The organism is Ideonella sp. FW305-24 (assembly GCF_058788035.1).
This window is the reverse complement of the sequence record NZ_JBYTAI010000002.1, coordinates 300846-318473: the sequence shown is the minus strand read 5'-3', so window position 1 is coordinate 318473 and position 17628 is coordinate 300846. Positions and strand designations below refer to the sequence as shown.

18 protein-coding genes are annotated in these 17628 nt (G+C 65.0%); 13 read left to right on the top strand and 5 right to left on the bottom strand.

What is annotated here, in order from left to right; translation table 11 throughout:
• Genes AC3WR5_RS07095 through AC3WR5_RS07085 form a run of 3 tightly spaced genes read left to right on the top strand, consistent with a single transcriptional unit; the run spans nucleotide 1 to nucleotide 2640 of the window.
• Complete coding sequence (locus AC3WR5_RS07095) at nucleotides 1-573, top strand: methyltransferase family protein (RefSeq protein WP_231013066.1); 573 nt, start codon at nucleotides 1-3, stop codon at nucleotides 571-573.
• 40 nt (nucleotides 574-613) lie between these two features.
• Complete coding sequence (locus tag AC3WR5_RS07090) at nucleotides 614-1312, top strand: response regulator transcription factor (RefSeq protein WP_492483066.1); 699 nt, start codon at nucleotides 614-616, stop codon at nucleotides 1310-1312.
• Nucleotides 1309-2640 carry a HAMP domain-containing sensor histidine kinase gene (locus AC3WR5_RS07085; RefSeq protein ID WP_492483064.1) on the top strand — a complete coding sequence of 444 codons (1332 nt, stop codon included), beginning with the start codon at nucleotides 1309-1311 and terminating at the stop codon, nucleotides 2638-2640. The genes AC3WR5_RS07090 and AC3WR5_RS07085 overlap by 4 nt, the downstream gene beginning before the upstream one ends.
• Nucleotides 2641-2705: 65 nt before the next feature.
• Here the strand turns inward: AC3WR5_RS07085 and AC3WR5_RS07080 are convergent, their stop codons facing one another.
• The gene (locus tag AC3WR5_RS07080) at nucleotides 2706-2840 is read right to left on the bottom strand and encodes a hypothetical protein (protein WP_492483062.1); all 135 of its coding nucleotides are present in this window, start codon (nucleotides 2838-2840) and stop codon (nucleotides 2706-2708) included.
• A gap of 142 nt (nucleotides 2841-2982) precedes the next feature.
• On the opposite strand from AC3WR5_RS07080, the gene AC3WR5_RS07075 reads away from it, so the two are divergent.
• The 8 genes from AC3WR5_RS07075 to AC3WR5_RS07040 all read left to right on the top strand — a co-directional run bounded on the left by AC3WR5_RS07075 (nucleotide 2983) and on the right by AC3WR5_RS07040 (nucleotide 11038).
• Nucleotides 2983-4671: a hypothetical protein gene (locus AC3WR5_RS07075; RefSeq protein ID WP_492483060.1), complete on the top strand. Its 1689-nt coding sequence runs from the start codon at nucleotides 2983-2985 to the stop codon at nucleotides 4669-4671.
• Between the two features lie 127 nt (nucleotides 4672-4798).
• Nucleotides 4799-5398 (top strand): hypothetical protein, encoded by a 600-nt coding sequence (locus AC3WR5_RS07070; protein WP_492483058.1) that lies wholly within the window; start codon nucleotides 4799-4801, stop codon nucleotides 5396-5398.
• 336 nt (nucleotides 5399-5734) lie between these two features.
• Nucleotides 5735-6403, top strand: a complete 669-nt coding sequence (gene lepB / locus AC3WR5_RS07065) for a signal peptidase I (RefSeq protein WP_492483056.1) — start codon at nucleotides 5735-5737, stop codon at nucleotides 6401-6403.
• Between the two features lie 180 nt (nucleotides 6404-6583).
• Complete coding sequence (locus AC3WR5_RS07060; protein ID WP_492483054.1) at nucleotides 6584-7033, top strand: hypothetical protein; 450 nt, start codon at nucleotides 6584-6586, stop codon at nucleotides 7031-7033.
• A 692-nt stretch (nucleotides 7034-7725) separates the two neighbouring features.
• Nucleotides 7726-8256, top strand: coding sequence for a GNAT family N-acetyltransferase (locus AC3WR5_RS07055; RefSeq protein ID WP_492483052.1), 531 nt, complete (start codon nucleotides 7726-7728; stop codon nucleotides 8254-8256).
• The gene (locus tag AC3WR5_RS07050; protein WP_492483050.1) at nucleotides 8243-8695 is read left to right on the top strand and encodes a hypothetical protein; all 453 of its coding nucleotides are present in this window, start codon (nucleotides 8243-8245) and stop codon (nucleotides 8693-8695) included. Before AC3WR5_RS07055 ends, AC3WR5_RS07050 begins: the two co-directional genes overlap by 14 nt.
• 6 nt (nucleotides 8696-8701) lie before the next feature.
• The gene (locus AC3WR5_RS07045) at nucleotides 8702-9235 is read left to right on the top strand and encodes a GNAT family N-acetyltransferase (RefSeq protein ID WP_492483048.1); all 534 of its coding nucleotides are present in this window, start codon (nucleotides 8702-8704) and stop codon (nucleotides 9233-9235) included.
• 237 nt (nucleotides 9236-9472) lie between these two features.
• The gene (locus AC3WR5_RS07040; protein ID WP_492483046.1) at nucleotides 9473-11038 is read left to right on the top strand and encodes a hypothetical protein; all 1566 of its coding nucleotides are present in this window, start codon (nucleotides 9473-9475) and stop codon (nucleotides 11036-11038) included.
• A gap of 49 nt (nucleotides 11039-11087) precedes the next feature.
• Here AC3WR5_RS07040 and AC3WR5_RS07035 read toward each other — a convergent pair whose 3' ends face one another.
• Nucleotides 11088-12122, bottom strand: coding sequence for a helix-turn-helix domain-containing protein (locus tag AC3WR5_RS07035; RefSeq protein ID WP_492483044.1), 1035 nt, complete (start codon nucleotides 12120-12122; stop codon nucleotides 11088-11090).
• A gap of 172 nt (nucleotides 12123-12294) precedes the next feature.
• On the opposite strand from AC3WR5_RS07035, the gene AC3WR5_RS07030 reads away from it, so the two are divergent.
• Complete coding sequence (locus AC3WR5_RS07030) at nucleotides 12295-13257, top strand: NYN domain-containing protein (protein WP_492483042.1); 963 nt, start codon at nucleotides 12295-12297, stop codon at nucleotides 13255-13257.
• On the opposite strand, the gene AC3WR5_RS07025 is transcribed toward AC3WR5_RS07030, so the two are convergent.
• From AC3WR5_RS07025 to AC3WR5_RS07015, 3 genes are all read right to left on the bottom strand, one after another.
• The gene (locus AC3WR5_RS07025) at nucleotides 13238-14560 is read right to left on the bottom strand and encodes an RNA polymerase sigma factor (protein ID WP_492483040.1); all 1323 of its coding nucleotides are present in this window, start codon (nucleotides 14558-14560) and stop codon (nucleotides 13238-13240) included. The genes AC3WR5_RS07030 and AC3WR5_RS07025 overlap by 20 nt on opposite strands.
• Nucleotides 14561-14580: 20 nt before the next feature.
• Nucleotides 14581-14937 carry a YciI family protein gene (locus AC3WR5_RS07020; RefSeq protein WP_211361461.1) on the bottom strand — a complete coding sequence of 119 codons (357 nt, stop codon included), beginning with the start codon at nucleotides 14935-14937 and terminating at the stop codon, nucleotides 14581-14583.
• 121 nt (nucleotides 14938-15058) lie between these two features.
• Complete coding sequence (locus tag AC3WR5_RS07015) at nucleotides 15059-16300, bottom strand: DUF445 domain-containing protein (RefSeq protein WP_492483038.1); 1242 nt, start codon at nucleotides 16298-16300, stop codon at nucleotides 15059-15061.
• A gap of 235 nt (nucleotides 16301-16535) precedes the next feature.
• On the opposite strand from AC3WR5_RS07015, the gene AC3WR5_RS07010 reads away from it, so the two are divergent.
• Nucleotides 16536-17606: a PDDEXK nuclease domain-containing protein gene (locus AC3WR5_RS07010; RefSeq protein ID WP_492483036.1), complete on the top strand. Its 1071-nt coding sequence runs from the start codon at nucleotides 16536-16538 to the stop codon at nucleotides 17604-17606.
• The last annotated feature ends 22 nt before the right edge of the window (nucleotides 17607-17628 follow it).

Genomic DNA, 17628 nt, shown 5'->3' with positions numbered 1-17628 from the left:
GTGGGCTTCGCACTGATGATGCGAAGCGGCTGGCGGCGTCGCGAGCCCGAAGTGACCGACCTGCCGCCGCCGGCGGTCTGGCCGGTGATGGGCTCGCTGATGACGCTGCTGCTGGCCGGTGCCGCGTTGGCGCTGCAGGCCGGCGTGGCCTGGCTGGTCCCGGTGCTGGCCGAGCCCGGCGGTGTGCTGGCTAGCGCCACGGCGGGCTTGCATCCTGAAGCTGCAGGCTGGGGCAGGGCGGTGGCCGCGATGGGCGGCACGCTGGCGGTGCTCGGCCTGGCGTTGGCCGGCTGGGCGGCGCAAAAGCTGCACGCCGCCGGCGCTGGCTGGCTCAGCGGGCCGGCCATGCTGGTTGACGAAGGGCCGTACCGGCTGTGCCGTCACCCCATGTACCTGGGCCTGACGCTGGCACTCGCCGGCACCGGCGTGGCGCTGGCCTGGCCGGGCCTGCTGCTGGGCACCCTGGGCTACGCGCTGCTGCTGTGGCAGTGGCAGGTGCCGCGGGAAGAGCAGCAGCTGGCACGCAGCTTCGGCGGCTGGTGGCAGGACTACGCGGCGCAAGTCAGAATCTGAGCCTCCTCTCGCGTGGCGCCCGCCGCGGCCCGGCTGTTGCATGCACCACATCCTGCTGATCGACGACGACGAACTCCTGGCCCCGCCGCTCGCGGCCTACCTGCGCCGCTTCGACTTCGCGCTGGAGGCCGCGCTGCGGCCCAGCGAAGGCCTGGCCCGGCTCGCCGCCGGCGGCATCGACGCGGTGATCCTCGACGTGATGCTGCCCGAGATGGACGGCTTCGAGCTGTGCCGCCGCATCCGCCGCGACAGCCAGATCCCCGTGCTGATGCTCACCGCCCGCGGTGACCTGACCGACCGCGTCGTCGGCCTGGAACTGGGGGCTGACGACTACCTCCCCAAGCCCTTCGAGCCGCGTGAACTTGCGGCCCGCCTGCAGACCATCCTGCGCCGCGCCACCAGCCATGCGCCCGCGCCCGCGGTCCCCGAAGCCTCGCCGCACCTGCTGCGCTTCGACGGCCTGGTGATCGACCTCGAACGCCGCAGCGTGCACCGCCAGGGCGAGCCGGTGGAGCTGACCGGCACCGAGTTCGAGCTGCTGTGGCTGTTGGCGCGTGACCCGCACAAGATCCTCAGCCGCGACGAGATCCTGAACCGGTTGCGTGGCCGCGAGGCGGACCTCTACACCCGCGCGGTTGACGTGCTGGTCAGCCGCCTGCGCCGCAAGCTGGAGCCGCTGGACGCCATCAAGACCCTGCGCAACGCCGGCTACACCTTCGCGCTGGCGCGGCTGCCATGATGCTGATGCAGCGCGTGGTGGAACGTTGCCGGCGGCACCGCGCCGTGCATGCCGCGCGCCGCTGGCGCCATGGCCTGGGCCATTCGCTCAAGCGCCGGCTGGTCTTCCTGTTCGTGCTGCTGGCGGTGGGCACCACGCTGGTCTTCCTCGCCGGCTCGCGCGAGGTGTTCTCCACCGGCTGGCGCGAGCTGGTCAAGCCGCTGGTGAGCGACTACCTGGACCGGCTCACCGCCGAGATTGGCAGCCCGCCGGACATTGCCCGCGCCCAGGCGCTGACGCAGCGGCTGCCGATCAGCATCGGCATCGACGGCCCGCTGGTCAACTGGCAAAGCCCGAACACGCCGCTGGACGCGCGCGATGGCCGCAAGCTGCCGCACGACGCCTCGCTGCGCGCGCTGCTCAGCCGCCGCACGGCCGACGGCCACCACATTCGCTACGGCATTGCCGCCTGGCAATGGCAGGAGCACCCGCGCTGGTTCTCCGGCATGACGCTGGGCGGCCTGCTGGTGCTCACCGGGCTGGCGTTTTTCTACGTGCGCAAGCTGTTCCGTCCGCTGGACGACATCCGCGCCGGTGCCATGCGCTACGGCACCGGCGACTTCAGCCAACCCATCCCGCTGCGCCAGCACGACGAACTTGGCGAACTCGCGATCCAGGTCAACGCCATGGCCGCCAACCTGCAGCGCATGCTGGACGGCCAGCGCGGCCTGCTGCTCGCCATCAGCCACGAGCTGCGCTCGCCGCTCACCCGCGCACGGCTGAACGCCGAACTCGTCTCCGAAGGCCCCGAACGCCAGGCCCTGCTGCGCGACCTGGCCGAAATGCGCGACCTGATCCACGACCTGCTCGAAAGCGAACGCCTGGCCCGCGGCCACGACGCACTGCACCGCGAGCCGGTCGACCTGAACCAGCTGCTGCGCGACCAGGTCGCCCAGCAATGCCCCGAGCAGCCCATCGAATGGCAGCTCGACCCCACACTGCCCACGCTGCCACTGGACCGCAGCCGCATGCAACTGCTGCTGCGCAACCTGCTGGACAACGCCCTGCGCCACGGCAGCGGCGGCACACTGGACCTCGTCACCCACCGCAACGGCCCGCAACTGCAGCTCAGCGTGCGCGACCGCGGCCCCGGCGTCCCCGCCGACCAACGCGACCGCCTGGCCCAGCCGTTCTACCGGCCGGATGCGGCGCGCACCCGGCGAGACGGCGGCGTCGGCCTCGGCCTGTACCTGTGCCGGCTGGTGGCCGAGTCGCACGGGGGGGCGCTGAAGTTCGAGGATGCGGGGCCAGGGTTAAGGGTGGTGGTGATGTTGCCGCTGCAGGGCTGACGGGCGGCCTTCAACGAGCCGTGACCGCCAGGCCGGTAGGGTTTGATGCCTGCCTGCAGGAAAGATCATTCCAATTGAGGATGCCCGACCTTGTTAATGCCGAGCACGGCAAAAACATTCTTGGCGAGATCAAGGCCCACGGTCAGAATCGTCGTAGGCTTTCCCTTCCGAAAGAGTTGATGAGAAATCGCAATTCCCATCGTGGCACTTTGCTGCCGGTTGCGGCTGCGCGGCGCGTTCGCTACGGGGAAGTCCCTTTCATTCGTTAGGCGTCACAACCCCCTCCTTGCGCACAGTGTGGAGAATACGTTAACAGCCAATGCGGCACTTAGGGAACAGCCAATGTCGATAGCAATGGGTCCCCAGCCCAACACCAATTACCTCAAGTCTGCAATTGGACAAATCTACGGTGACGACGATGACTTTATCGTTCTTGGCCTTACTGGCCGAACTGGCAGCGGTTGCAGCACTTCGGCGAAAATACTGCAGTCAAGCATCGATGACATCCGGCACAGTCTATTCTCTGGCGAGAATCCGAGCACTAACGAGCAAAGAAAGGAGCGGATTCTTCTCCGGCACTTCAAGGCTACGTGGACTCCGTTCTTGCTGATTCAAGTTCGCGCTGTCATCACCACCTTCCTGCTAGATACAGAGGTCAAAGCAGCGACGGAAGCGTTTAAGGAATTGCTCCCGACGCCAGAGAAGAGCTCGGAATTTACAAGGTTGCTAGAGGAGTTGCGGATCCCATATCAGGCGATTCTGAACAGAACCGGCAACGTGGATGCAGCCGAGTACTACACGAAAACTCTGCCCACTAAGTGCGATGACTTGCGCGCAACCCTCGGGGAAAGCAGCTTCGTGCGGCTCTATCAAGTTATCGGCAAGAATATTAGACTCTCGGGTGATCCCTATAACTCAGCGCTAATAGAAGGGAAGTTCTTTACCTTGGCCGAGCGGGTGAATGCAGTCATCAAGCAAATCCACGAAGAACGACAAGCAGTTAACCAGCGGACCTTTATCGTAGTTGATGCAATCCGAAACCCTCTCGAGGCGCTGTTCTTCCAGGATCGGTACTCATCATTCTTCTTGGTTGCCGTCTCAGCGCCTGAACCCGATCGGCAGGCACGACTCAGAGCGCAAAAGTACTCTGAGGCAGATATTGCATCAATTGATAAGGTCGAGTACACGCCGCACGATTTTGATGAGACTGAGTTCTACTCAGTTCAAGATATTCAAGCTTGTCTTCAGCGCGCCGATCTGTACATCAGCAACCCGAACGTAACAGCCAAGGTCAACGAGTTTCAGGATTTGGCAAATCAACTATTACGGTTCGTCTCTTTGATCCGAAGGCCTGGAATAGTTACGCCTTCCGCGCTTGAGCGCTGCATGCAGATTGCATACACAGCGAAACTCAACTCAGGCTGCATATCTCGGCAAGTTGGAGCAGTCGTTACAGACATAAACTTCTCTGTGCGCTCGATTGGCTGGAATGACGCGCCGCATGGCCAAGTTCCCTGCAACCTGCGCAATCGAGATGACCTCCTTGCTGGATCCGACTCATCGGCGTACAGCGAGTTCGAGAGAACCGACGGAAAGTACCTGGGGCATTTCGCTTCGAGCAGCAAGCGCTTCGCCATCGTGCCGAAAGAAGGGCGAAACAACGCTTTCTGCTTTAAGTCAGAGTACAACGCATTTAAGAACGAGAAGAATCAAGTGCATACGCGTTCACTGCATGCAGAAGAGAACGCCTTCCTACAGATTTCTAAATACGGCCTGTCTTCTATTGAAGGTGGCTTGCTCTTCACGACTGCAAGCCCGTGCGAGTTGTGCGCAAAGAAAGCTTATCAACTCGGAATTGCCAAGATATTTTATATTGATCCGTACCCTGGGATCGCGATTGGTCACATCCTGCAGGGCGGGTCGAAGAATCCAACCCTGGCGCTCTTTTCTGGCGCTATTGGACGTGCCTTTCACAAGCTCTACTCACCGATAGTTGCCTATAAGGATGAATTGAATGCTCTCACAACCTAGCCGAGGAGTCGAGGGTCAGATCTCCCATTTTCCATCCGCTTAGAGTTGAGGTATTGAGCTGCTATTGGTTAAAAAGGCGGGGAATGGGAGACCAAGATCCCGACCTAGGCAACGTGAAGGAGGAGGTATGCCAAATCTGTCTCTTACGGATCTTGTAGACGTGGTTTCAAAAGCTGGTACGCCTAAGGCCACGAAAGTGGCTGAAATAAAAAATCGAAAACCATACCAGCCGGCTACTGACTTCTACAGGCCGTTTCGTGATGGACTGATAGGTCTTCATCAGAAGGGAGGAGACAAGCAGGGCTTGCTCGATCTGCAAAATTCACTGAGCGATCCAAAGAAAATTTCCAACTACCCAGAGGCCATAGATGGCTACAGGAAATGGTGGGGGAAGAAGAATTTATCTTGGTTCGATCCTCCTCGAAATACCTATGGGCATGCGGGAATCGATGTGATGATCAATCCAGAACTTGGCTTGATCATAGATGGCACTCGACATGTTATTAAACTCTACCTAAAAGCTGACCCGCTGACCAAGCTACGAGTAGATCTGATTACTGTTCTTATGGAAGTGGCTTTGAGGGAGAAGTGCAAAGATGGAGATCTACTGGCGCTGCTTGACGTGCGCAAGTCCAAATTTTTCACCGTAGCCGCACCGATTAAATCGACGAAATCGGTTGTCGATGCAGAGTTGGCGTATATTGCCGCGTTGTGGCCTAGTGTTTGATCTGCCGCGTTAGCGTGTAGGCGACCGAGGGTCGGATATTCCTTTTTCCCTGAACCCCTGAGATGATGGTTGCCGTAAGAGCTGAAATATCCATGCCCGTCAAATTTGAGGGAGCCGAGGGTCAGGTCTCCCATTTCTCATCCGCTTGGAGTTGAGGTGATGAGCCATCCATTTGGAAACACGCGCCTGAAGATGACGGGACTTGTCTTCCTCCTGCGCGTGATCCGCCCTGACGTGAGCCGCGCCGAGGCAGGACAAAAAGGGGAAAATGGGAGGACTGTCGCCAATCTTGTCCCTTTCATTCTGTAACTCACACACCATGACCGAAAGGTAGCCATGAAACGCTGGATAAAGCAGAACCGGGGATTTCTGATCTTGTTGCTTTGTTTTGGATTTTTCCGCTCGGCCATGGCTGACTGGAATCCCATACCCTCAGGCTCCATGCGCCCAACGCTGCTGGAGGGAGATGTCGTCCTCGTCAATCGACTCGCGTATGACTTCAAGATTCCGCTTACAGATATTTCAGTTGCGAAACTCGGAAGTCCTCAGCGTGGCGATGTCATCACCTTCACGTCTCCTGTGGACGGCGTCCGCTTGATCAAGCGACTCGTTGGCGTGCCTGGCGACGTCGTGGAAATGCGAGACGAAGTGCTCTTCGTCAACGGGGCCGCCGCAGAGTACAGCGCTCCCCACAGTGTCATCGAACCCATGGACCACGGCCGTACCGTCGAGGGCATCAGAACGACGGAACGAATCCAAGGAAACGAACGGACTGTTCAATTCCTGCCGGCCATTGAGGCGAAACGCAACTTCGGGCCGATCGCCGTTCCGGCGGACAACTACTTCTTCCTTGGCGACAACCGAGACAACAGTGCTGATTCCCGCTACATCGGCTTGGTTCCCCGTCGACTTCTCATCGGTCGAGCCCACCACATCCTCGTGTCGGCGAACATCAAACATGATTGGCTACCGCGGCTGGAACGGGTTGGCGAGCGCATCCAATAGGTCGAGCGGTGTGATCTCTCGCAACACCGCGCTGCGTGTCAAACAGGAGCAGCGAGGGCCGAAGGTAAGCGCAAGAAGTTGAGTCCTGAGCGTCGCACTTCCTGCGACGACTGACCCTTCAATGCGATACAAAGTCACCCGGCAAGCCGAGCATCACCTCTCATCTCAAACGGTTGACCAATGAATTCAGATCGAGACGACCTCGCCGCGCAGTTCGAGCTCTTGTCAGATGAAGAACTCATGTCGCGTGGAACCTCGGGCGACCTGACCGCACTGGCGCAATCTGTTGCCATCGCAGAGGCGCGGGTGCGAGGTCTTTCTTTGCCTGAGCTGAAGCCGATGGATGAAACAATTGAGGCTGAAGATCCGTATCACGGCGACTTGAAAATCGTTGCGAGGTACCTCACGCCAACGGAAGCGCACATGCTTTGCGCCTGTCTTCAGGCTGCTGGAGTGCCAGCCGAGGCAGGCGATACCAATCTGGTTCAGGCGCACGCGCTGCTTGCGGGCGCTGTCGGTGGAGCCTGTTTGCGAGTGCCAGAACAGTTCGTTCCGGAAGCCATGCAGGTCATCGCGGCATTCAAGCGCGGGGAGTTTGCCCTCGGCGAGGACTTCGATTTCGATGCATAGTCCCAACCCATCTTCAGAAAGTTGCGCGCGCGTCAATGCCCCCGGCTGATCGAGGTGCCTTTTTTCTTCTTCAAAACGAATTGCGTTCGCATGGATGAATCACGACGAGGGACTCACGGGACATCTACGGGCGCCCTTGCTGCACCCGGCCTGCACAAAGACAGCTCTGCACCAGAATCTGATGCCCAGAACTGCCAGCGATGTGGTTGCGAGCTTCCGGCGGCCGATGCCGTTTGTGCGAGGTGCGACGCGGAACTCTCTGCGCCGGCGAGAGGCGGCCAGTTGGCGGGGAAGCACACCTGCCCGAGTTGTCACCTCGCGTTCTCCAAGCCCGCTTTCGCGCTGACGCCCGCGGGGGCAAAGTGGTATGCACCGCAGATCCAGAGGCTTGCCTGCCCGCACTGCGGCGCTTTCCTGCTGGATACGCGGAACCCCCGGTTGTCCTCATACCAAATCTTTGGTCTCTTCTTTCTGGCGGTTTGCGCTCAGTTCTTGCTGCCCGCTGCCTACGCTCGGCCCGGGCGCATCGCCATCGCATTGGCCCTGCTTGCAATTTATTGCTACCGCAGATCCTGGGGCGTGCCAGACAGCAGGCGTTACATCCGCGATGAGGCTTGATTGACGCGATACACACTCAAGCCGATGCATTGCAGCAAGCCGCATTCGACCTCCCACCTTGAACGACGAGCTGCATGACGACGCACATTTCCACGCTTGCTGCCGCCAATGCATCCGCCTACCGCGCGCTCATGCTGGAAGCCTACGAGCAAGCGCCAGACGCGTTCACCACCACAGCAACTGAGCGCCGAGCTGAACCCGAGTCCTGGTGGATCAAGCGCATCGGCAGCGCCGAGGGTCTGGCCACCTCATTCGGAGCCTGGCGAGGCAACAAGCTGGTTGGCACTGTCGCACTTGAGTACTCGGCCAAGCCCAAGACCCGTCACGCGGTGCTCGTTCTGGGCATGTACGTTCAAGCTGCACAGCGTGGCTGCGGAGTGGGCCTTGCCCTCATGAAGGTCGCCATTGCCGCCGCGTCCGCCAGGCCCGAGATCCTGTCCTTGAGCCTCACCCTGACCGAAGGCAACGAGCCAGCGCTTCGGCTCTATCGCGCCGTCGGGTTTACCACCTGGGGCGTTCAGCCGGCGGCGATTCGCACTGACACCGGCCTCAAGGGCAAGGTGCACATGGCGCTCGTTCTCCCGCGGTCTCATGCTGCAGCCTGACCATTCGAGTTCGTTCCACAGACCGTTCCTGTCGCGCACTCAAACGCTGGTACTCGGGGGTGCGGTTCTCGTGTACTTCTTCGTGTCGCTGTTCACACCCAGCCGGCCGTATTTCGTTGCGCCCTGGCACATGGCGCTTACCTCGGTGGCGGTGGGTGCTGCGCTGTCCGCACTGATCGGCTGGGCGCGGGCAAAGTTTGGCGTGCCGGCGAGGTCGCAGGTTCGCTGGCGGGTGGGGTTCTGGCTGCTTTGGCTGGCCCTGGCTGTTTCACTGGCGCCTGCCGTCTCCTTCCACCTGGCCCAGGCAAACTACCTGCCACTCGTTCGGCTGCTCTCTGGCCTTGTCGCGCCCATGGTGGTCGTGTACATCCTGCTTCATCTGGCCAGGCCGCCGTCACAGGAAGCCCAGGGTGCAGACCTTGCCAGCCGCGACGCCTGACTTGCCATGAGCCAGGATTTCATCTACCGAACGGCCACGCCCGAAGACGCGCTCCGCCTGAGCGTGCTGGCCACACAGGTTTTTCTGGACACCTACGCCACCAACGGCATCAACACCGACCTGGCGCGGGAGGCGAGCCAGGTCTATTCGCTGGCTGCGTTCGAGAGGCGCTTGCGTGACCCAAACGTCGAGATCACGGTCGCAGAGCGTGGCGAATGGCTGGTGGGGTTCCTGGACCTGGCGTTTGACACGGTCTGCCCGGTTCCGGCGACCAATGGAATCGAAGTCCTGCGCTTGTACGTGCAAGCGCCGTTTCAGGGTTGCGGCATCGGCAGGCGCTTGATGGCGATGGCCGAGCGCAAGGCACAGGAGAGGGCGGCTGCGCATGTGTGGCTCACGGCCTGGGTGGGCAATGCACGGGCATTGAAGGTCTACCCGGCGCTGGGATACAGGGACGTGGGAGCGACGCAGTACGTCATTGAAGGCAAGGCATATGAAAACCGCGTCTTTGCCAAATCCATGGCTGCGGAAAGAACCTGAGCGCGCACGTTCAGAAGCCGGCAGGGCTAGGCGCGATGCGGCTTCGGGCTGGTCCATCGCTGACAGCTTGGTGAACTTGCCCTGACCATCTTCTGCCATGGCAGAAGACGGCCGTGCCGCTGTGCCGGCAGATGCCTGAACATCGGTCCACGACCCCGGTGCCTCCATCGGGCCTGGTGGCGGACCTGCCGCAGGCTTGGCCACCGGCCTTCCGGCACACCCACCAGGATTCTTCCCATGCTGTTTTCCCTTCACTCCCGTGCCCTGGGCGCTGCCGCGCTGCTGGGCGCGATGGCCGCCGGCGCGGCGCACGCTGGCGCCGTCAGCGGCACGCTGCTCGACGACCAGGGCCACGCCATTGATGCCTCGCTGTGGCCGTTTGTCGCGCTGTACCAGTGCGACGTTTCGGGCACCGAGCAGGACTTCTGCACTGCCTTTGCCAATGGCGGCGGGGTGCTGGACGATGGCACCTGGGCGATTGCGACCGATGGCCTGCCGGCCGGCAAATACCAGCTGGTGGCCGGTGCCAACGACTTCAGCACCAAGTACACCAAGCACTTCAAGCTGGAGGCCGAAGGCACGCTGCAGCAGGCGCTGCTGCTCAAGCCGCAGCAGATCGCGTTTGCCGAGTTCAACCCCTGCACCACGCTGAACAACGGCTGGTGCGACATTGGCTACCAGGTCACCAATCACTCGACCAAGGACGTGAAGACGCAGGTCTGGGCGCAGGTGACGGCCCGCACCAACATGCCCACGCCGGACACCCAGTACAGCAGCGGCAACGGCAGCTACAAGCCGATGGTGCTGACGCTGGCGGCCGGCGAGACGCGCCAGGTCACGCAGTCCGTCTACGTGGGCACGCGCGACACCGGCGCCTATTCCATCGTGAGCTTCTTCGCCTCGCCTCCTGGCCAGCCGAACCAGACGACCGGCTTCAGCCAGGGCGTGCGGCTGGCGCAGACGGCGGGCGGCGTCGAGTCGCAACTGCAAGGCGTGGCGCAACAACTGGCGGCCCAGCAGCCGGGCAGGACGGCCGCGGCCAAGGCGCGCCAGGGCGCGCTGCAAGCTGGCAAGGCCGCTTCCGCCAAGGGCACGTTCATCGTCGGCACGCTCACAGCCGCCGACACCGGCGTGCCGCTGCCGGTGGCGCTGTCGCCGCGCATGAACCTGTGGATCTGCCTGCGCGAGACGGACGAGTTCTGCTCGCAGGAGCCGGGTGAGTTCGTCTACCTGGACGAGACCGGCAAGTACCAGCTCAACACCATGCAGGTGCCGGCCGGCCGCTACCAGTTCGAGGCCCAGGCGCGCGGTGGCTACGGCATTGCACGCAGCCCGGCGTTCAACGCGCCGACCAGTGCCAACCAGCGCATCGACCTGTCGCTCTCGCTGCCGCCGATGGCCGTGGCCAATGTGAGTGGCTGCGACACGGTCACCACCGAAGCGGGCGCCTGCACGCTGTCGGTCGACCTGGCCAACACCACCGGCGCTCCGCTGGAAATGTGGACCTGGGTGAACGTGAACGCCTACATGTCCGGCTCGCCGCTGGGCGTGGCGATCTTCACCGCCGGTACCGAGCAGTCGATGAAGCCCAGCCTGATCAAGCTGGACGCAGGCCAGACCAAGACGCTGCAGTTCCCGCTGGCACTGTCCAAGAAGCTGAAGAGCGGCGCCGAAGGCGGCCTGCGCCTGTACATGGGCCGCAAGAGCGACCCGTCTTATGCCGAGGCCTCGGTCGTGATCGGCAACTTCTTCGTGACGGCGGACGGCAGCCTGCAGCGCCGTGCGGTGAAGGCGCAGAAGTAAGCGTCGCCTGCGCCACCCAAGCAAAGGCCCCTCGCGGGCCTTTTTCAATTCAGGGCGGGAGCGGAGGCGAGGGGGTGGGCGGCGGTTGACCGGCCGCGCGCCAGGCCGCGAGCCAGCCGGCCTGGAAGCGCGAGCGCGCGTCCAGCGAGCGGTACAGGCCGTCGATGCGGCGCATCAGCGTGCGCTCGGAAATGCCCAGCTGCTCGGCGATCTTCTTGTCCTTCATGCCGGCAGCCAGCAGCGGCAGCATCGCGTCCGGCTCGGTGTCGGCGGCCGTGCCCAGCGTCATCTCGCCACTGGGGCTGAAGCGCAGCGGCGCGGCGCGCTGCCACAGCGTCTCGAACAGCTCACACAGCGCGTCCAGCACGGCCGAGCCGCGCAGCAGCAGCATCGGGCCTTCGGGCTCGTCGATGTTCAGCGGCAGCAGGCCGAAGCCGCGATCGGCCACGATCATCTTGAACGGCAGCTGCGACAGCAGGCGCAGTTCCTCGCCGGCTTCGCTCACGCGCCGCAGCGCCTCGGGCCAGCCGGGCAGTTGCAGTGTGTCTGGGTGAATGATGTTGCGGTAACGCACGCCGCGGGCGCGGGCCTCGGCGCGGGCGGTCTCCAGCCGGTCCGGTGCCGACACCAGGAACGGCGGCCGCACCAGCACCATGACTTCCTTGACCGCGCCGCGGTGGCTTTGCTCGTAGGGCTGCCACTGGGCGGCCGGGTCGGCGTCGATCACCTCGACGATGGGCGCGCCGGCCGGCGCCGCACCGCCCACGCGCTGCAGCGCCGGAATGGCCAGCCGCGCCAGCTGCAGCTCCTGCTGGCGCTGCAGCAGCAGCGACTCGATGGCAATGTCCGGCGGCGAAGCGAACAGCCGCGGCACCCGCTCCGGCGCGTGCGTCACGAAGCCCTTGCGGGCCAGCTCCTGCGTGGCGGCCGTCACGCTGCCGGCGTCGCTGCCCAGCGATTCGGCCAGCGCCTCCACCGTGCTGCCCGGCCGCCGCAGCAGTTCGCGGTAAGCGGCTTCTTCCAGCGTGCCAATGCCCAGCATCGCCAGCGACGGGCTCAGGTCCTCGCGCAGCGGGCTGTTCATGTGGGCGCCGCGGCGGCGGCGGAAGGGCGTGGGAACATGGAACGGATTCCTGGCAGACGAGCGGCAACGGCCGATTCTGCGCAGCCGCCGCGCCGCGCCGCATCCTCCTTTCGGGTAGCCTCAGGCCGGCGGTCGCGGCCGGTGCCGCTCGCCAGGGCCGAGAATGGTCGCCATGAAAAGTGCGCTGTTCGTCGATTTCGACAATGTCTACTCCGGCCTGCGCGAGCTGGACCCCGCCGTGGCCGACCAGTTCGCCCGCCAGCCCATGCGCTGGGTGGACTGGCTGCTGCACAGCCTGCCGCCGCCCGAACATGCGCTGCCGGGCGCCAAGCGGCGGCTGCTGGCGCGCCGCTGCTACCTGAATCCGCAGGCCTACCAGCGCTACCGCACGGCGTTCAACCAAACCGGTTTTGATGTCATCGACTGCCCGCCGCTGACCAGCGAAGGCAAGACCGCCACCGACATCCACCTGGTGCTGGACGTCGTCGACCTGATGCACAACGAGCCGGCCTTCGACGAGTTCATCCTCTTTTCGGCCGACGCCGACTTCACGCCGGTGCTGCGCAAGCTGCGCCGCGCCGACCGCCGCACCACCGTGCTGGCCATTGGCTTCCCCGCAGCCGCCTACCGTGCCTCGGCCGACCTGCTGATCGACCCGGCGGTCTTCGTGCGCGAGGCGCTGGGCATCGAGCTGCCCGCGCCCGCGCCGGCAATCCCGTCACTGACGAATCTGCCGCCGGACGACGAGCGCCTGGCCGGCGTGGAGCCGCCGCTGCGCGCGCTGATCCTGCAAGTGCACCAGCACACCGGCGCCCCGCCGCTGGCGCCTGCAGCCTTCCGCGCGCTGCTCGAAGCCGTGGCGGAAACCGCTTCCGGCGGCGCCGAGGGCCACGCGGCCCGTGCGCAGGACCGGCTGCGCGCCAACGGCTTCGACATTGCGGCCAGCGAGATCGAATGGACGCTGCAAAACCTGCTGCAAGCCGGCCACTTCTTCCAGGACGGCCAGGACGACCTGCGCGCGCTGTCGTACAAGCTGGCCGGCTACCTGGTGAACCTGTGCCGGCGCGAGCAGCTGCAGACCGAAGAAGGCTTCGCCGGCGCGGTGCACCGCTGGCTCAGCGGCAAGGCGGCGTAGCCCTTCGTTGCGCTGCTGCGGCCAGCGCGCGCGCACGGGCCTGCAGCATGCGCGCGTCGGCCGGGTGGCGCACGCAGGCGATGGCTTCGCCGAGCCTGGCCAGGGCCTGGGCGGTGTCGCCCAGCCTTTCGTGGGCGCGGGCCATCGCCGCCAAGGCATGGGGCCGCAGCGCGGCGGGTCCTTGCGGCAGCCAGGCCTGCAGCAGCGCCAGCGCCTGGGCGGGCTCGCCGGCTTCGGCCAGCGCAATCGCATGGCCCAGGCGCGGCGCGGGCGAAGGGTCCAGTCGCAGCAGCAGGGCGTAGCCGGCGACGATGCGCGGCCAGTGCGTGCGCGCAGGGTCGGGCGCCAGCGCATGCTCGGCGGCGATGCCGGCCAGCACGTGGTAGCGCGTCAGCCGCGGGGCATGGGACGTGGCCGGGCCGCTGCCGCGCTCGGCAGGCGTGCCTTGCGCCGCTTGCAGGTGCGCCAGGCCCATGCGGATCATGCCGGCGTCCCAGCGGTCCCGGGCCTGGCCGGGCAGCGGGATGATGTCGCCCGCTTCGTCCAGCCGGTCGCTGAGGCGGGCACCGTGCAGCAGCAACAGGGCGGCCAGCGCGTCGGCCTCGCCGCTGGCGGTGTGAGGGTGGGCCGCGACCGCGCGGGCCAGGCGAACTGACTCCCAGCACAGCGCTTGCGCGCGGGCCTCGCCAGCCAGCCGGTCGCCCTGGCGGCCGCTGGCTTTCATGCCCTCGCCGAACATCACCAGCAGCGTGGCCAGCACGGCCTCGCGCCGCGCGGGCAGCTCAGGCCCGGCGGGCACGGCCAGCGACGCGCCGACCAGCAACTGGCGTGCGCGGGCCAGGCGCTGGGCCAGGCCGGCTTCGGTGGTGAGCAGTGCGTCGGCCAGCGTGTCCAGCGGCAGTGCAGTGAGGCTGCGCAGCGCCAGCGCCACCTGCGAGGCCGGCGGCACGGCGGGGTGGCAGGCAGCAAACAGCAAGGCCAGCTCGTCGTCGTCCAGCTCGCCGGCAAAACGCGCGCTGGCGGCCGGCGCCGCAGCAAAGGCTTCGGTCTGCTCAGCGGGCAGATCGTCCCAGGCCTGCAGCGGCCGGGCCGCGCGCAGCTGGTCAATCGCCCAGTGCTCGGCCACGCGCAGCAGCCAGCCGGCGGGGTTGGCGGGCTGGCCTTCGCGCGGCCAGTGGTCCAGCGCACGCAGGCAGGCCTGTTGCACCGCGTCTTCGGCCAGCGCCAGGTGGGCCAGGCCGAAGTGGCGGACCAGGTGCGCGAGCAGGCGCGGGCGCTGGCCGGCGATCAGTTCGGCGAGCATGCCGGGGTGGGTGGCAAGGCTCAGTTCACCGGGTCGATGCGCCGCAGCTCGATCCAGTTGCCGCCGTTCAGGTGCGGGCAGGTGGCGGCCAGGGCCTCGGCTTGGGCATCGCTTTCAGCCTTGAGCACGAAGGTGCCGCCGATCACGTCATGCGCTTCGGCATACGGGCCATCGGTGGCCACGGGCCGGCCGTTGACCAGCCGCAGCTGCCGGCCGCCGTCGTCGACCAGCTTCTCGCCGCCAGCCAGGTGGCCTTGCTCGGCCATCTGCTGCGCCCAGGCGGCGTACCGAGCGACGATCTCCTGCATCTCGTCGGCGCTCATGTCCGCGTAGCGGGCGGGTGTTTCGTGCAGCAGCAACAGGTATTGGTGGGTCATGCGGGCTCCAGGTCAGGTGGGGACACACACAGGCCTCGATGTGGCCTGTCCACTCTAGACGAGTGGCTGAGCTTGCAGATGACGCCGGGATCGCTGTTTTTTTAGGCCCCAGCCGGCGCTTTCAGTGCACCAGGAGCAGCAAGGCGTGCAGCAGCAGCCCGATCAGCCCGCCCACCAGCGTGCCGTTCAGGCGGATGAACTGCAGGTCGCGGCCGACGCCGAGCTCGACCTGTTCGACCAGGTGCGGCGTGTCCCAGCCCTTGATGGTCTGCGAGATGTGGTGGGTGAGCGTGAAGCGCATGGACTCGGCCATGCGGCCGGCGACGGACAGCACATGACGGTTGATGGCCACGCGCAGCGCCGGGTCGCGGCCCAGCTCCTTGCCCAGCCGCGCCATGGCCTGCTGCAGGCGCTCGGCCATCGGTGAATCGGGGGCGGAGAGGTTGGCTTGCAGGTGGGCCTTCAGGTCGGTCCACAGGCTGCCCACGTAATCGCGCAGCGCTGGGTGCTGCAGCAGCTCGACTTTCAGGGCCTGGGCCTTGTCGCGCAACGCAGGGTCGTGCTGCAGGCGTTCGATGAAACCTTCGAACCAGGCGTGGTAACGCTGCCTGAGCGGGTGGCCGGGCTCGTTCAGCACCGCAGCCATTTCGTCCAGCAGCGCGTCAGTCAGCTTCACGGCGAAGTCGTCGGCCATGGTGTCGGGGGACTTGACCCAGCCGACCACCGCCAGCATCTTGGGCCATTCGCGCCGGGCGTATTTCAGCACCATGTCCGAGACCTGCTCCTTGACCTCGGGCTGCTGCAGGTAGACGCCGGCCTGCTTCAGCGCGCTGTCCAGCAGCTCGTGGTGGCGGCCGTCCTGCGTGAGCAGCTGCAGCAGGCGGCTGGCCGCGCCAGGCGCGTCCCAGCGTTCCACCAGCCGCGCCAGCTGCTTGTCGATCAGGCGGCGCACCGCGTCATCGTCCATCAGCGAAAGGCCTTCGGCCACCGCCGCCTGCAGGATGCCGGTCAGCCGCTGGGTGTTGCCCGGCTCGGCCAGCCATTCGGCCAGCTTGGCCGCAGGGTCGGCCTGCTCCAGCTTGGCCAGCAGCGTGCCGGGTTCGAGGAAATGGTCGCGCACGAAGGCCGCGAGGTTGTCGGCAATGCGGTCCTTGCTCTCGGGCACGATGGCGGTATGCGGAATCGGCAGGCCCAGCGGATGGCGGAACAGCGCCACGACCGCGAACCAGTCGGCCATCGCACCCACAGCCGCCGCCTCGCAGAACGCCTTGACCCAGGCCCAGCCGCCTTGCGCACCTTGCCATTCGGCCAGCACCAGGCCCGCAATCGCCAGCACCAGCATGCCAGCGGCAATGAGTTTCATGCGGCGCAGGTCAGCCCGCCGCGCCTCCACCGTCTGTGGGGCCGGCGCACTACCGCCGCCAGTCTGCGAGGCCGTTTCGCTTGCCGCCATCGTGCTTGCATCCCAACCGGGAACGCCCGGCTGCCATGCCGATTGTGGCGGTGAGCGCCGCGCAGTTTTGTCAGCGAAGCGCTTGTTTCTGCGCATGCATGGGCGAGGTCCGCGGGCGAGAATGCAGCCTCCGCCCGCGCCACGGATGCAATTGCCGCTCATGCCAACGTCCCGACCTGTCTCGCTGACATCGCCGCCTGCCGGCTATCTGGATCGGGTGGCCGAACTGAAGACCCGCATCCATGGCGCGCAGCAGCGGGCCGCGCTTTCGGTGAATCGCGAGCTTGTCTTGCTGTACTGGCAGATCGGCCGCGACATTCTGGCGCGGCAGTCGGCTCAGGGGTGGGGCACCAAGGTCGTCGAGCGGCTGGCGCATGACCTGCGGACGGCTTTCCCGGAGATGAGGGGCTTTTCGCGCGCCAACTTGCTGTACATGCGTGCATTCGCAGAGGCCTGGCCCGACGAGGCAAATGTCCAACAGGCTGTTGGACACTTGCCCTGGGGCCACAACCTCGTGCTGCTTGCCAAGCTCAAAGACCCGGCAACACGTCTGGCTTACGCGACACGCGCGATGACCCACGGCTGGTCACGCAATGTGCTCACGCACCAGATCGAGAGCCGCTTGCTGGAGCGAGAAGGGCGGGCGGTGACCAACTTTGAAAGCCGACTGCCTGCGCCCGGCTCTGATCTTGCGCGCACGACGTTGAAAGACCCGTATCTGTTCGACTTTCTTGGCATTGGTGCCGAAGCGGACGAACGGGCCATTGAATCGGCACTGGTACGCCACATCTCCCGCTTCTTGTTGGAGCTTGGGGCCGGTTTTGCCTTCGTGGGTCGGCAGGTACCGCTGGAGGTGGGTGGAGACGACTTCTTCATCGACCTGCTTTTCTACCATCTCAAGCTGCGTTGCTACGTGGTGATCGAACTGAAGGCGGGCGCGTTCAAGCCGGAGCACATCGGGCAACTTGGCTTCTACCTCACCGCGGTGGATGCGCAGTTAAAGGCATCCGAGGATGCGCCAACCATCGGTTTGCTGCTCTGCAAGACCAAGAACAAGGTAGTGGCCGAGTACGCGCTGCGCGATACGGCCAAGCCCATGGGCGTGGCGGAATACCAGCTGATCGAATCATTGCCAGCCGAGCTACAAACCAGCCTGCCCAGCGTTGCCGAGATCGAGCGCGAGATCGGGTTGCTCGGCGAGGACGCGGTGGATTAAGAACAAATGGCCGAGACCAGCC

Excerpts from the sequence above, each read along its gene's own strand:
- AC3WR5_RS07030 (WP_492483042.1), top strand. The coding sequence starts at position 12,295 with ATGAAAAGTGCGCTGTTCGTCGATTTCGACAATGTCTACTCCGGCCTG.
- AC3WR5_RS07080 (WP_492483062.1), bottom strand. The coding sequence starts at position 2,840 with ATGGGAATTGCGATTTCTCATCAACTCTTTCGGAAGGGAAAGCCTACG.
- AC3WR5_RS07085 (WP_492483064.1), top strand. The coding sequence starts at position 1,309 with ATGATGCTGATGCAGCGCGTGGTGGAACGTTGCCGGCGGCACCGCGCC.
- AC3WR5_RS07040 (WP_492483046.1), top strand. The coding sequence starts at position 9,473 with ATGCTGTTTTCCCTTCACTCCCGTGCCCTGGGCGCTGCCGCGCTGCTG.
- AC3WR5_RS07060 (WP_492483054.1), top strand. The coding sequence starts at position 6,584 with ATGAATTCAGATCGAGACGACCTCGCCGCGCAGTTCGAGCTCTTGTCA.
- lepB (WP_492483056.1), top strand. The coding sequence starts at position 5,735 with ATGAAACGCTGGATAAAGCAGAACCGGGGATTTCTGATCTTGTTGCTT.
- AC3WR5_RS07075 (WP_492483060.1), top strand. The coding sequence starts at position 2,983 with ATGTCGATAGCAATGGGTCCCCAGCCCAACACCAATTACCTCAAGTCT.
- AC3WR5_RS07055 (WP_492483052.1), top strand. The coding sequence starts at position 7,726 with ATGACGACGCACATTTCCACGCTTGCTGCCGCCAATGCATCCGCCTAC.
- AC3WR5_RS07015 (WP_492483038.1), bottom strand. The coding sequence starts at position 16,300 with ATGAAACTCATTGCCGCTGGCATGCTGGTGCTGGCGATTGCGGGCCTG.
- AC3WR5_RS07010 (WP_492483036.1), top strand. The coding sequence starts at position 16,536 with ATGCAATTGCCGCTCATGCCAACGTCCCGACCTGTCTCGCTGACATCG.
- AC3WR5_RS07035 (WP_492483044.1), bottom strand. The coding sequence starts at position 12,122 with ATGAACAGCCCGCTGCGCGAGGACCTGAGCCCGTCGCTGGCGATGCTG.
- AC3WR5_RS07045 (WP_492483048.1), top strand. The coding sequence starts at position 8,702 with ATGAGCCAGGATTTCATCTACCGAACGGCCACGCCCGAAGACGCGCTC.
- AC3WR5_RS07050 (WP_492483050.1), top strand. The coding sequence starts at position 8,243 with ATGCTGCAGCCTGACCATTCGAGTTCGTTCCACAGACCGTTCCTGTCG.
- AC3WR5_RS07090 (WP_492483066.1), top strand. The coding sequence starts at position 614 with ATGCACCACATCCTGCTGATCGACGACGACGAACTCCTGGCCCCGCCG.
- AC3WR5_RS07070 (WP_492483058.1), top strand. The coding sequence starts at position 4,799 with ATGCCAAATCTGTCTCTTACGGATCTTGTAGACGTGGTTTCAAAAGCT.
- AC3WR5_RS07020 (WP_211361461.1), bottom strand. The coding sequence starts at position 14,937 with ATGACCCACCAATACCTGTTGCTGCTGCACGAAACACCCGCCCGCTAC.
- AC3WR5_RS07025 (WP_492483040.1), bottom strand. The coding sequence starts at position 14,560 with ATGCTCGCCGAACTGATCGCCGGCCAGCGCCCGCGCCTGCTCGCGCAC.